The sequence below is a fragment of the Vibrio sp. V08_P9A1T1 genome (assembly GCF_963874405.1).
GTDB lineage: Bacteria > Pseudomonadota > Gammaproteobacteria > Enterobacterales > Vibrionaceae > Vibrio > Vibrio anguillarum.
Genome location: NZ_CAWNIB010000309.1, coordinates 1 through 13,958, shown reverse-complemented (window position 1 = coordinate 13,958; position 13,958 = coordinate 1). Strand labels below are relative to the sequence as shown.

Below are 13,958 nucleotides of genomic sequence, written 5' to 3'. Positions count from 1 at the left end.
TTGTAATGAGTTTACTAGCACAAAATGCTATCCTTGCGCGTCATCACCTTATGAGATAAAGATAATGAGCAAATTAACTGCTGACCTTCAAGCAAACTTAGAATTGTTTATTGAACAAACAAAAGAGACCCAACTAGTATGGGGCTTAAAAAATGAAGATGGTTGGCTGGCATGCGACTCGACAGAATTTGAAAGTAGTGAAGTTATGCCCTTTTGGTCAACCAAAGAAGATGCACAAACTCACAACGTTGAAGAGTGGTCTGACTTCGAAGTGTTAGAAATCCCTCTCGATATTTTCGTAGAAGATTGGTTGATTACCCTTGATGAAGATGGTGTATTAATTGGCACCAACTGGAATGCAAGCTTAGAAGGTAAAGAAGTAGAACCTGCAGATTTGGCCAAAATGTACCTTTAGTACCTTGAACTATTTAGTACCTTGAGCTAAATAATGGGTGTTCTATTTGCACGCTATTCCATTCGCAAACACTAGAACACCCGTTTAAATTTCACTTGATCTATACGTTGATTATTAGATACATCATAAAGTTACAGTTTGCTTTTGGTGAAGCGCATTCATCACCAACGCTTTGTTTACTAAATAATCGTTTAAACCCGCTTTACGTAGCTCACATGATGGGCAATCGCCACAACCATCACCAATAATACCGTTATAACAAGTCAGTGTTTCGTGTCTTATGAGTTCGAGAGCATCATGTTGATCCGCCAATGCCCAAGTTTCTGCTTTGTTTAGCCACATTAAAGGAGTACGAATGTTGAATGGGCGATCCATCCCTTGCACCAAAGCAATGTTCATCGCTTTAACAAAATCATTTCGGCAATCCGGATAGCCAGAAAAGTCTGTTTCACAAACACCAGTAATCACCTCATCTGCGCCTATTTGATACGCGTAAATACCCGCAAGGGTCAAAAACAGAATGTTACGCCCCGGCACAAACGAGTTCGGTAACCCATTCTCTTGTAACTCGTGTGATACTGGAATATCGTCACGAGTGAGTGAACTGATCGCCAACTCATTGAGTAAGCTAACATTCATGACTTTATGTGCAGCTACACCTAACTTTTTCGCTAAGGTGCTGGCAACCTCAATCTCGAGTTTATGGCGTTGGCCATAATCAAAGGTGATGGCGTGCACTTCATCAAACTCTTTTAATGCCTGAACCAAACAGGTTGTTGAATCTTGGCCACCACTAAATACCACAACGGCTTTTTTCATTTTCCTCTCCTCAGGCAATACTTAAATATTTATGCGTTTGAATCGATAAACGCCAGTTCCTCGCAATGCATGTTTCAATGCACAATTGAGTTGCCCGCTCTTTCTGACTAATAGGCTGTAAAGCAATCACTGTTGAATCAGGAACTTGCGCTCGCAGCAATAACGTATCTAGCTGTTCAATATCTTTAGCCGTTGCGACGGGGTGCTTGATCTCATTTGCTCTTAACAGAGCTGAATCGAGTACAGGCAGTTTGCCCTTCATTGCAACTTTTGGTGACACTGTCACCCATGTATTTACCGAGGTTTGAACCGGGAATGTGCCGCTGGTTTCAATTTGAATGTGACATCCGATTGCCTCAAATGCTTGCGCAAGTGGACGCAGATCATAAATACACGGTTCACCGCCCGTAATTACAATATGTTTAGCATGATAACCCTGTGTTTTATAGAGCGACACCATCTCTTCTGCACTGACTGAGCACCAAGTTGGGCTATCTTGGGTTTTGGCTAGCACATCATTGATTGGGCGTTCATCTTGCGGCGTTGCATCCCACGTCTGCTTTGTATCGCACCAAGCGCATCCCACTGGGCATTCTTGCAAACGAATAAAAACCGCAGGAACGCCGGTATGCACGCCTTCACCTTGAATGGTCTCAAACATTTCATTAATTTTGTACAACGTAAACTCAGCCTAACTCAATATCAAAAAATGCAGGTCGCTGACCTTAATAGATGCCTTGCCTTAGGTCAAACTAAACCCATCACGTGCGTAAAAATTTGACTAAATCAGTGGCGATCACATCTCAACTTGCATAAGCTGCTGGCTTTCTTCTTCACTTAATTTAGGTAAGTCATGTATAAACTCATCGCTTTAGATATGGACGGTACTCTTCTCAATAGCCAAAAACAGATCACAGCCAGAACAAAACAGGCTATAGCCAAAGCTCGTGAAAAAGGCGTAAAAGTGGTGCTGGCGTCTGGACGTCCCATTGATGGCATGCGCGATAAGTTGCAAGAACTGCATTTAAACTCAAATGAGGATTTTGTCCTTTACTACAACGGCTCAATGGTTCAAAACATTGGCAGTGGTGAAATTATTCATCACAAAATTATCGATGGCCGCTCTGCAAAATTAGTCGCTAACCTTGCTAACCAACTTAACGTGAATACGCACGCCTTTAGCCAAGTTCATGGTCTGATCACGCCTAAAATCAGTGAATATACCGAGCTTGAAGCAAGAATCAACGGACTGCCGATCACGGAAATGGATTTTGAACAGCTTGAAGATGATCATCCCATCATCAAAGCAATGATTGTGGCAGAGCCGAGCTTGCTACAGAAAGCCATTGAACAACTTCCTCCGGAACTCTATCAGCAGTTTACCATTGTACAAAGTGCACCATTCTTTCTTGAATTCTTAAACACACAGAGTAATAAAGGCGTCGGTGTCAAAGCGATTGCCGAGCACTTGGGGATCGAGGCTAAACACATTATTTGTATGGGAGATGCTGAAAATGATCATCACATGCTGCAATACGCAGGACTTGGAATTGCAATGGCAAATGCGATGGAACAAACGAAGCAGCTAGCCGACTATATTACACTCAGTAACGACGACGATGGTGTGGCAGTTGCTATAGAAAAATTTGTACTCGGTGAGTCTCACGAATAGGCATTAAAGACGCCTCAGTCGAGGCGTCTTTAATCGGGATGTTGACTAAACAACCAGGTTAAGCACAGCATTTTCTCATGAACCATGCAAAGATGAGCATGAGTAGTGGCAAGCGGAGCGTCTCAACCATTAAAGAGAAAATACTGCTGTATGAAACGAGCGTGGCACCAAATAACACCACTTGATTGAGTGCTAATAACAAAATGATCAGCAGCCACATTCGTTGAAGAGTGATGTGTAGTGGTTCAGTGCCCTTTGTCATAACTAAAGCCGATGCCGTCAGCAAAATGGCTAACCAAGCGGTGAAACTAGGCAAGGGCCAGATCATAACCAGCAGTGCAACCGTGATCGTTAAACCCCACCATACCCCACGCGAACCCAGCAGTGTTCTGACGTCGGTATAAGATTGTTCATCTAAACGAACAATATGCCACGCGACCAGAGCGCCCAACAATCCACCTATCACCATATCGCTGATGAAGGCTTCCCCAATATAGAATTTGGCCAACATTAATAGCCCCATCAACACGATAAAACCCACAAACATTCGGTTGAAATCGAGATGATCAAAAGCTCGCAATAGTGATATCCCTACACCAAACCAAACTGCAATCGGTAAACTTGGAAAACCGTACCCGTAACTTTGGCAAAGTTCCAACAATGGTATATAAGCATGAGGTCTTGGTAATGCAAATCCTTGCTGAGCCACCAATGACAATAATGAACTCACGGTAACCACAAAAAATATCTTATAAACAGACTCTTTACCCAGATAACAGGCAATCACTGGAAATAAAACTATCAGCAATAAAGGATCCGTCAATTTGGTGATCCATACTGCGATTTGATAAATCGACGAACTCAGCGTATACGGCCATTCCGCGACCGTATTCTGCAATTTCATCATCCAGCCTAATTCGATTTGGTGAAACCGAGGCGCAGCAGAAACCAGATTCTCTACATAAATCACGGGTTGACTATCCGCTTCTTGATACATGGTTTTGATCCGATCCCATTGCTCAGGGTAACGATACTGACTTGCATCAATACGATACGGATCGATCAGCATTGCGCTAGCAACCTCGACACCATAATGAGGAGCAAACCAAATAGGCAACTCATGTCCATTACGGCTATTTTTTGACTCAAAAGCAATCACATCGGAATCACTGCGACAGCTGTAAACGACAGCCGTATCCGTATACCCCAACGTGCGCCCTACCGTTACAACAAGGCCCGTTTCTTCCCATGTTTCTCTTTGCGCGGCCAATTCTGGAGATTCACCGGGAGATATCGTCCCTCCTGGCAATGAAATCTGCTTGGTGATCACCTCGTTAACGAGCACGATCTTATGATCGGCTTTAACTAGGCATAGAGCACCACGAATATTATCTGGTAGCGTTACGGGTTGTTGAGCGACACCAACACTTGACCAGAACAACGACAGCAAACAGACACTCAACAATGAAAACTGTTTTAACACATTAAAAATCCATGATTATTATTATCGAATTACTTGCTATCGATTGACTTTCTTAACCAATGTATATGCGATGAGAAACCAGAACGTTGATAAAAAGATTGCGCTCCTTGGTTAAAATCCCACACTTCGACAAATACTTGGGTAATACCGTACTCTTTTAATGTCTGCTCCATTTTTTGAAACAGCTGCTGTGCGATATGCTGCTGACGATATTGTGGCTCAACGTAAAGCTCATCAATACTGCCCATTGGTACCGCTTTGCTCACGCTTGAAATTAACTCGCAAAAGTGACCCGATATAAATCCCACAATTTGACTGTCTATTTTGGCAACGTAAACCAAACATTCCGGATCATCTAAATAACGAGCAATACTTTTTTCTTGTTCAATCTCTTCTGCTGTTTTGAAATGCTCAGGGCAAGCAAGGTGATGCTCATGATGAAGGTCATACATCAACTGATTCAGTTGCGGTAAATCACGATCACAAGCAGGAGTTATGATAACTAACGACATATTTCGCGCTCTGAATGAATAAAGCTTTGGCAGTGATTCTATAAGATAGTGATTAAAAAATATATCTTCATGCGTAGCGTTTTTGGTCGATTGAGCGCTAATTTCGTCTTAGAACTAAGACAGATGAACTAAGAGAAACAAATAAAATGCGGATTGCAAATTGGCAATAAAAACGCCTCATTCATCTGAGGCGCCTCGATTAATCGTCAACTATAGGGTAGCCGCTAGTGATGGAGCGCTTTTTCTAACTCACTCAAGCTCATTGGGTCATCAATTGTTGAAGGGACAGCATACTCTTCGCCATCGGCAATTTGTCGAATGACGCGACGCAGAATTTTACCAGAGCGCGTTTTGGGTAAACGATCAACAATTAACGCATGCTTAAAGCACGCTACCGCACCAATTTCACTGCGCACTTTGTTAACAAGTTCTTGTTCCAACTCGCGCTCATCCACCTTAACGCCATCTTTGAGTACCACCAACCCTAGCGGCAACTGCCCTTTCAGCTCGTCATACACTCCGACTACAGCACATTCGGCAACCGCAGGATGAGCACCGACGATTTCTTCCATCTCCCCCGTAGATAAACGATGGCCTGCAACGTTTATCACATCATCAATTCGCCCCATGATGAAGAGATAACCCTCTTCATCCAAATAGCCACCATCACCAGAAACATAGTAACCGTCAAATTGAGCAAGGTAACCGGACTCAAATCGTTCGTGATCACGCCATACCGTCGCTAAACAACTTGGTGGTAAGGGGCGTTTCAACGCCACAAACCCTTGTTGATTGGCGGGCATCACTTCACCTAGCTCATTGAGAATCTCAACCTGATAACCGGGAATCGGTTTCGTTGCTGACCCCGCTTTAATTGGCATTGACTCAAGCCCTATCGGATTTCCAGCAATCGCCCAACCGGTTTCGGTTTGCCACCAATGGTCAACTACTGGCTTTTTAGTGTGCTGCTCTACCCATTCAAGTGTCGGCGGGTCAAGACGTTCTCCGGCCATAAAAATAGTGGTTAAAGTGGATAAATCATAATGTTTGAGTAGATCGCCATTGGGATCTTCTTTTTTGATGGCGCGAAAGGCGGTTGGCGCAGAAAACAGTACGTCCACCTTATACTCTTGGCACACTCGCCAAAATGCAGCCGGATCGGGTGTGCGCACCGGTTTACCTTCATACAAAATAGTGGTGCAACCGTGAATCAAGGGCGCATAAACAATGTAAGAGTGACCGACTACCCACCCCACGTCCGACGCAGCCCAAAAAACACCTTGTTGAGGCATATTGTAGATGGTTGACATGGAGTACTTCATCGCGACTGCATGACCACCGTTGTCGCGCACCACCCCTTTAGGTTTGCCTGTCGTACCTGATGTGTAAAGAATATAAAGCGGATCGGTCGCCAAAACCGGCACACAATCATGTGGCGGCGCTTCTTTAACGGCTCGATTCCACTCTAGATCTCGCTCATTATTTAAGTCAGCCACATACTCCGAGCGTTGTAACACCACCACTTTTTCCGGCTTCCATTTGCTGTCTAAAATGGCACGGTCAACTAAAGGTTTGTAGGGTAAAATCTTATTGATTTCGATACCGCAAGATGCCGTCATAATCACTTTCGGTTCAGCATCTTCAATACGTACCGCTAATTCATTGGGTGCAAAACCGCCAAAAACGACAGAGTGAATCGCGCCAAGCCGTGCACAAGCGAGCATCGCCATCACTGCTTCCGGGATCATTGGCATATAAATGATCACCCGATCGCCTTTAGCAACACCTTGCATTGCCAGCATTCCCGCCACTTTCGCTACCTGATCTCGTAATTGTGTATAGCTGTATTGACGCTTTCTTCCGGTCACTGGGGAATCATAAATCAGCGCGGTTTGCTCACCTCGCCCCTGTTCACAATGGAAATCTAGCGCCAACCAACAGGTATTGAGTACACCATCGGTAAACCAGCGTTCAATGCCATGCTCATCTTTTTGTAAGATAGTTTGGGGAAACTCAAACCACTCAATCTGCCGAGCTTGAGCCTGCCAAAATGATTCAGGTTCAGATTGAGCCCATTGATATTCCTTTAAATATGCCGACATAACATTTCCCTTAACATGATTTGAGGCTTAACGATGGACTCGCACCCAACCTTCCATTAACACCCGCGCGCTGCGGCTCATACTGGCTTTCTCTATTCCCCAATGACCCTCTCGTAAAACGGCTTTAGCGCCCACTTTCAGCGTACCGGATGGATGACCAAAAGTGACCGATTCTTTTGCTCCACCGCCCGCCAACATATTCACTAACGTTCCAGGGACACTGGCCGCTGAAGCGATAGCCACGGCGGCCGTTCCCATCATCGCATGATGCAGTTTTCCCATAGACAGAGCGCGCACCACAATATCGACATCGTTCGCCGATACCGCTTTACCACTGGATGACAAATAGGATTGCGCTTTTGCCACAAACGCTACTTTAGGCGTATGTTGGCGCAGTTGGGCTTGTTCAATATGCTCAATCAAACCCATTTTCACAGCGCCATAAGCGCGAATCGATTCAAACATCGCCAAGGCATGATCATCATTGTTGATCGCCTCTTGCAGCTCAGTACCTTGATAACCGATGTCGTGTGCATCGATAAAAATCGTCGGAATGCCCGCATTAATGAGCGTTGCATTCAAGGTTCCCATGCCGGGGATTTGCAGTTGGTCGAGCACATTTCCGGTTGGGAACATCACACCGCTATCATCGGCAGGATCGAGAAAATCAACCGCAATTTCGGCGGCGGGAAAAGTCACCCCATCAAGTTCGAAATCACCACACTCTTGCACTTCACCCTGCTCAATTGGCACATGGATGAGAATGGTTTTGCCAATGTTGGCTTGCCAAACGCGAACCGTTACTACACCGTTATTAGGGATCCGTTCTGGGTCGATAAAACCGCTGTGAATCGCAAATGGCCCTACCGCCGCAGAAAGGTTACCGCAGTTGCCGCTCCAGTCTACGAACGCTTTGTCTATCGAAACTTGGCCGAACAAATAATCCACATCGTGATCGGCTTGCTCACTTTTAGAGAGAATCACGGCTTTGCTGGTGCTAGAACTTGCGCCGCCCATGCCATCAATTTGTTTGCCATAAGGATCGGGGCTACCAATAACACGCAACAGCAGTTGATCTCGCGCCTCTCCCGCTTGCTGAGCCTCTTTGGGTAAATCTTCAAGCCGAAAAAACACACCCTTACTGGTGCCGCCGCGCATATACATCGCCGGAATTTTTAATGAGTTACTCACCTGATACTCCTTTATCCTTAGCGTCATTGAGCCAGAAAATCTTGCGCAAAACGCTGCAATACGCCACCAGCCTGATACACACTGACTTCATCAGCCGTGTCTAAACGACAAGTCACCGTAACCTTCTGCTGTTCGCCCTTATTTGCGCCTTGCGTACGAGTGATCACCAAGGTTAAGTCGATGCCCGGCTTAATATCTCCAACCACATCATAAAGCTCAGTACCATCGAGTTTAAGTGTGTGGCGGTCCGTTCCCGTTTTAAATTGCAGTGGCAGAACACCCATCCCGACTAAATTCGTGCGATGGATCCGTTCAAACCCCTCGGCAACAATGGCTTCAACTCCCGCCAAACGTACACCTTTCGCCGCCCAATCACGTGACGAACCTTGCCCATAATCGGCCCCAGCAATAATGATCAATGGCTGCTTACGATCCATATAAGTCTCTATCACTTCCCACATGCGGGTAACCAAGCCTTCAGGTTCAATACGCGCCAACGAGCCTTGCTTTACTTTGCCCTCCTCTTGCACCATCTCATTGAACAGTTTGGGGTTAGCAAAAGTGGCGCGTTGCGCGGTCAGATGGTCACCACGATGCGTGGCATAGGAGTTAAAATCTTGCTCCGGAACGCCCATTTTGAGCAAATATTCCCCAGCGGCACTGGTCGCTAAAATAGCGTTCGATGGCGATAAATGATCCGTAGTGATGTTGTCACCTAAAATCGCCAAAGGTCGCATGGCTGACAACCGACGTTCACCCGCTAACGCACCTTCCCAATAAGGCGGACGACGGATATAAGTGCTCATGGGGCGCCAATCATAAAGTGGCTTTTGTTTGGCCATGTGCTCATCTAATTTAAACATCTGAATGTAGATTTGTTTGAACTGTTCGGGCTTAACATGGCGCGCCACCACATCATCGATCTCTTCATCGGTTGGCCATAAGTCATTGAGGTAAATCGGCTTGCCTTGCGCATCTATTCCCAACGCGTCTTTTTCAATATCAAAACGAATCGTACCCGCAAGTGCATACGCCACCACCAATGGCGGAGAGGCAAGAAAAGCCTGTTTCGCATAGGGATGAATGCGGCCATCAAAGTTTCGGTTACCTGATAGCACAGCCGTCGTATAGAGATCGCGTTCAATGATTTGCTGCTCAATCCTAGGATCAAGCGCGCCACTCATACCATTACAGGTAGTGCATGCATAAGCGACGATGCCAAAACCGAGCTGTTCTAGTTCAGGCAGCAGGCCGGCTTCCTCTAAATAAAGTTTGGCTACCTTTGAGCCCGGTGCAAAAGAGGTTTTGACCCAAGGTTTGCGAACCAAACCCAATTGATTGGCCTTTTTCGCCAGCAACGCGGCGGCCACGACATTGCGCGGATTACTGGTATTGGTGCACGAAGTAATGGCGGCGATGATCACTGCGCCATCAGGTAATTCGCCTTCTTTGGTTTGCCACGCCCCCGCAATACCGCGCTCGGTCAGTTCGCTTGTCGGCAAACGGCGATGAGGATTCGAAGGCCCGGCTAAATTGCGCTGTACACTTGAGAGATCAAACTCCAGCACCCGTTCGTATTGCGCTTCAATCAAATCATCGGCCCATAAGCCGGTTTGCTTAGCGTACTGTTCAACCAAGGCTACTTGCTGTGCGTCTCGACCCGTGAGTTTGAGATAGTTGATGGTTTGCTCATCAATATAGAACATACCTGCGGTTGCACCATATTCAGGTGTCATATTGGAAAGCGTTGCACGATCGCCAATCGTCAATGCGCGAGCGCCTTCTCCGAAAAACTCCAGATAACAAGACACCACGCGCTGATTTCGCAAGAACTCCGTAATGGCAAGCACAATGTCGGTCGCAGTGATCCCCGCTTGGCGTTGACCAGTTAGTTTAACGCCGACAATATCGGGCAGACGCATCATTGAAGGCCGACCTAACATCACTGTTTCGGCTTCTAACCCACCGACGCCAATCGCCAGCACGCCTAATGAATCGACATGAGGAGTATGGCTGTCAGTACCGACACAAGTATCTGGAAATGCTAAGCCGTTTTTCACTTGGATGACGGGCGACATTTTTTCTAAGTTAATCTGGTGCATGATGCCATTACCCGCCGGAATAACGCTGACATTTTCAAAGGCGGTTTTGCACCATTCGATGAAGTGAAAGCGATCTTCATTGCGGCGATCTTCAATCGCACGGTTTTTTTCAAACGCGTCAGCTTCGAAGCCAGCATGTTCAACCGCGAGTGAGTGATCGACAATCAGTTGCGTTTCCACCACAGGGTTTACTTTGGATGGATCACCGCCTTGCTGAGCGATCGCGTCTCTTAACCCCGCCAAGTCCACTAAAGCGGTTTGCCCTAAAATGTCGTGGCACACCACACGCGCCGGATACCACGGGAAGTCGAGATCGCGCTTACGCTCAATCAGCTGTTTCAGCGAATCAACCAATGTGTGCGGCTCACAGCGGCGGACTAAGTTTTCCGCCAGTATTCGTGAGGTGTAAGGTAGCCGATCATACGCTCCGGCTTGGATATCATTGACCGCTTGTCGTGCATCAAAATACTCCAGCGCGGTCGCTGGTAATACTTTTTTGTATTGGCTGTTGATCGTTTGATGACTCATCAATTCCACCCATAAAACTGTCTATTCGAAACATTGTCTATTCAAAACATCGTCTAGCGAGCTAGGTTTTACCTACCATCAAACCATACACCAAAGGAGCATGGCTTGATTTCATCCCATTAACGCTGCTCTATTGGTATCCACTCTTGATGTTCAGGACCGTCATAATCGGCACTTGGGCGAATAATTCGGTTATTAGCGCGCTGTTCAAACACATGAGCGGCCCAGCCAGTTAATCGACTCATCACAAAAATAGGGGTAAATAATGGCGTAGGGATACCCATAAAATGGTAGGCCGAAGCGTGGAAGAAATCCGCATTACAAAATAGGCCTTTCTCACGTTTCATCACCGCTTCAACACGTTCTGATACCGCGTACAAATGCGTGTCACCCACCGCTTCAGATAACGCTTTTGACCAACGTTTGATCAATGCGTTACGCGGGTCACTTTCACGATAAATAGCATGACCAAAGCCCATAATTTTGTCTTTATTAGCCAACATTTGCAGAATATTGGCCTCAGCTTCGTCCGGTGTTTGCCAGCGTTCAATCATCGCCATCGCCGCTTCATTGGCTCCACCATGCAACGGGCCACGCAGTGTGCCAATCGCCCCGGTTACGCAAGAGTGAATATCTGACAGCGTAGAAGCACAGACGCGCGCGGCAAACGTTGATGCATTAAACTCATGCTCTGCGTACAGAATCAATGAGCAATGCATCACCTGCTTGTGCAGCTCGCTCGGTGCTTTTCCTGTCAGCATTTTTAAGAAGTAGCCACCAATGCATGCTTCGCTTTGATCTTCAGTCTCAATCCGGATGCCTTGGTGGCTGAAACGATACCAATAACAGATAATAGCGGGGAAAAGTGCCAACATCCGTTCGGTCGCACTCAACTGCTCAGCAAAACTGTGCTCAGTTTCAAGGTTGCCTAAAACTGAACAGCCAGTGCGCATTACGTCCATTGGATGTGTACTGGCTGGCAGCAGCTCTAGCGCGGCTTTTAACGGCTGCGGTAAACCTCGTAATCCCATTAAGCGGGTTTTGTACTGGTCAAGTTCACTTTGATTAGGTAAATGGCCAATCAATAACAGATGAGCGACCTCTTCAAACTGTGCATGGTTGGCAAGATCGGTGATGTCATAACCTCGATAAGTTAGACCCGTCCCAGTTTTTCCGACAGTACATAAAGCGGTGACTCCCGCGCTTTGACCGCGTAGACCTGCGCCGCCCAGTGGTGCGTTTGACATGTTGAACTCCTTTTCCTTTGTTTTTATTATTCCTTTGATGAAAAAAGCTCGTCGAGCTTATCTTCGTAATCGTGGTAATTGAGATAGTCATACAGCTCGCTACGGGTTTGCATGCTATCGAGCAAAGCTTGTTGGTTGCCCTGCTCTAATAAATGGCGATAGACATTCTCAGCCGCTTTATTCATCGCACGAAACGCGCTCAATGGGTAAAGCACCATATCCACTTTCACTTGAGCAAGTTCTGCACATGGGTAGAGCGGCGTCTGCCCAAACTCAGTAATGTTGGCTAAAATCGGCACTGACTTACCACAAGCTGCGCTTAACGCGGTGGAGAAACGATCGTACTGCTCAAGAGTGGTCATCGCTTCGGGGAAAATCATATCGGCTCCGGCCTGCACGCAAGCAATGGCACGTTCAATGGCGCTATCAATGCCTTCCACCGCTAACGCATCGGTGCGCGCCATGATCACAAACTCTGGGTTCACTCGTGCATCTACCGCAGCTTTAACGCGGTCAACCATCTCTTGCTGGCTGACGATCGCTTTATTAGGGCGGTGCCCGCAGCGTTTCTGCGCAACTTGATCTTCCATATGCACGGCAGCAGCGCCCGCTTTTTCCATCGCTTTGATAGTGCGAGCAATGCTAAATGCGCCGCCAAAACCGGTATCAATATCCACCAACAAAGGCAAATCACACGCATTGGTGATGCGCTCAACATCCAACAGCACATCATTTAATGTGGTGATACCTAAATCGGGCAAACCATACGAAGCGTTAGCGATGCCACCACCCGACAGATAAATGGCTTGGTGGCCTAAACGTTTGGCCATCATTGCGCAATAGGGATTGATCGTGCCGACAATCTGCAGTGGATCATTTTGTTGAACAGCGAGTCTAAATTTCGCCCCCTGACTTAAGCTCATGAGATTCTCCTAATCAGTCGCTTGGTTATCGCCCTTATTCAAGGCCGCTCTATGCGTGGTTCTTGGTTTGCTTCATTGCAGGCATGATTATTTTCTACCCACAGCCCTGTGGCTTACTCTTTTACTATCTGCTGTTCAATCAAGATTCGACTGCCCGAAATATGGCGTCGCATCAACATCTCAGCCAGTTCTTCATCGCCGTTTTTGATCGCTTGTAGAATGTATTTGTGCTCATCCAACGCCTCCTTCGGACGTGAATGTGAGCGTGGCGATTGATAACGATACATGCGCAGTAAGTGATAGAGCTCATCACACAATAAAGTCACTAATTTATGATTACGGCTGGCTTTGATGATGCGGTAATGAAAGTCAAAATCACCGTGTTGATGAAAATAGGAAGCCCCTTCGACTTGCTCAATATGATTCGAATGTGTCGACAATAATGCCTCTAGCCCTTGTAATTCAGAGGGCGAAATGTTGCGCGCCGCTAACCTTGCCGCCATACCCTCTAACGCTTCGCGTACTGCATAAAGCTCTACCAACTTACCGGGTGACAACTCAATGACTCGCGCGCCCACATGTGAAACACGTTCGATCAACCCCAAGCCTTCCACACGCATTATCGCTTCACGCAGTGGCCCACGGCTGACTTGAAAACGTTTGGCGAGTTCGGGTTCTGAAATCTTGCTGCCCGGTGCTATACGCCCTTCAACAATCGCCTCAATCAGATACTCCGTAAGGTTTTCCGATTTGGTGTTCTCTTTTTCTCGTTCAACAGCGTGTGATTTTGTATCAGTACTGTTTAGTGTTAGTGCACTATTCATCTTGTTATCGCTCACAGGTTGGATTCATGCTGAGACGCAAAGCACTCACACACTTATATGTGTTAACAATTATTAAAACTTATTGTTAAAATAGACCATAAAACCATCGATAATCAATAAAATTGTCGACACATTAGACT

The 13,958-nt window shown here is 46.5% G+C and carries 12 protein-coding genes; 2 read left to right on the top strand and 10 right to left on the bottom strand.

Annotated features, from left to right (window positions below; translation table 11 throughout):
• The first annotated feature begins 64 nt into the window (after nt 1-64).
• The gene (locus tag AACT21_RS16080) at nt 65-415 is read left to right on the top strand and encodes a DUF2750 domain-containing protein (RefSeq protein WP_013856942.1); all 351 of its coding nucleotides are present in this window, start codon (nt 65-67) and stop codon (nt 413-415) included.
• A 123-nt stretch (nt 416-538) separates the two neighbouring features.
• Here the strand turns inward: AACT21_RS16080 and queC are convergent, their stop codons facing one another.
• Both queC and queE read right to left on the bottom strand, forming a co-directional pair.
• Nucleotides 539-1,234 (bottom strand): 7-cyano-7-deazaguanine synthase QueC, encoded by a 696-nt coding sequence (gene queC / locus AACT21_RS16075; RefSeq protein WP_176430180.1) that lies wholly within the window; start codon nt 1,232-1,234, stop codon nt 539-541.
• 10 nt (nt 1,235-1,244) lie between these two features.
• Nucleotides 1,245-1,895: a 7-carboxy-7-deazaguanine synthase QueE gene (gene queE / locus AACT21_RS16070; RefSeq protein ID WP_176430179.1), complete on the bottom strand. Its 651-nt coding sequence runs from the start codon at nt 1,893-1,895 to the stop codon at nt 1,245-1,247.
• 192 nt (nt 1,896-2,087) lie between these two features.
• Here queE and yidA point away from each other — a divergent pair, with 192 nt between their 5' ends.
• A complete protein-coding gene (gene yidA, locus AACT21_RS16065) occupies nt 2,088-2,906 on the top strand; it encodes a sugar-phosphatase (protein WP_017046142.1) in 819 nt (272 codons plus the stop codon).
• Nucleotides 2,907-2,964: 58 nt separating this feature from the next.
• Here yidA and AACT21_RS16060 read toward each other — a convergent pair whose 3' ends face one another.
• The 8 genes from AACT21_RS16060 to AACT21_RS16025 all read right to left on the bottom strand — a co-directional run bounded on the left by AACT21_RS16060 (nt 2,965) and on the right by AACT21_RS16025 (nt 13,818).
• Nucleotides 2,965-4,389 (bottom strand): bifunctional NUDIX hydrolase/phosphatase PAP2 family protein, encoded by a 1,425-nt coding sequence (locus tag AACT21_RS16060; RefSeq protein ID WP_094163736.1) that lies wholly within the window; start codon nt 4,387-4,389, stop codon nt 2,965-2,967.
• A 29-nt stretch (nt 4,390-4,418) separates the two neighbouring features.
• The gene (locus tag AACT21_RS16055; protein ID WP_017046144.1) at nt 4,419-4,901 is read right to left on the bottom strand and encodes a GNAT family N-acetyltransferase; all 483 of its coding nucleotides are present in this window, start codon (nt 4,899-4,901) and stop codon (nt 4,419-4,421) included.
• A gap of 224 nt (nt 4,902-5,125) precedes the next feature.
• On the bottom strand, nt 5,126-7,003 hold the full coding sequence (locus tag AACT21_RS16050) for a propionyl-CoA synthetase (protein WP_094163734.1): 1,878 nt from the start codon (nt 7,001-7,003) through the stop codon (nt 5,126-5,128).
• Between the two features lie 27 nt (nt 7,004-7,030).
• Nucleotides 7,031-8,221, bottom strand: coding sequence for a 2-methylaconitate cis-trans isomerase PrpF (gene prpF / locus AACT21_RS16045; RefSeq protein WP_013856949.1), 1,191 nt, complete (start codon nt 8,219-8,221; stop codon nt 7,031-7,033).
• Nucleotides 8,218-10,824 carry a Fe/S-dependent 2-methylisocitrate dehydratase AcnD gene (acnD, locus tag AACT21_RS16040; protein WP_094163732.1) on the bottom strand — a complete coding sequence of 869 codons (2,607 nt, stop codon included), beginning with the start codon at nt 10,822-10,824 and terminating at the stop codon, nt 8,218-8,220. The genes prpF and acnD overlap by 4 nt, the downstream gene beginning before the upstream one ends.
• Before the next feature lie 119 nt (nt 10,825-10,943).
• A complete protein-coding gene (gene prpC, locus AACT21_RS16035; RefSeq protein WP_088732352.1) occupies nt 10,944-12,071 on the bottom strand; it encodes a bifunctional 2-methylcitrate synthase/citrate synthase in 1,128 nt (375 codons plus the stop codon).
• Between the two features lie 26 nt (nt 12,072-12,097).
• A complete protein-coding gene (prpB, locus tag AACT21_RS16030) occupies nt 12,098-12,994 on the bottom strand; it encodes a methylisocitrate lyase (protein WP_094163730.1) in 897 nt (298 codons plus the stop codon).
• A gap of 113 nt (nt 12,995-13,107) precedes the next feature.
• Nucleotides 13,108-13,818: a GntR family transcriptional regulator gene (locus AACT21_RS16025; RefSeq protein ID WP_026028009.1), complete on the bottom strand. Its 711-nt coding sequence runs from the start codon at nt 13,816-13,818 to the stop codon at nt 13,108-13,110.
• Nucleotides 13,819-13,958: the final 140 nt, after the last annotated feature.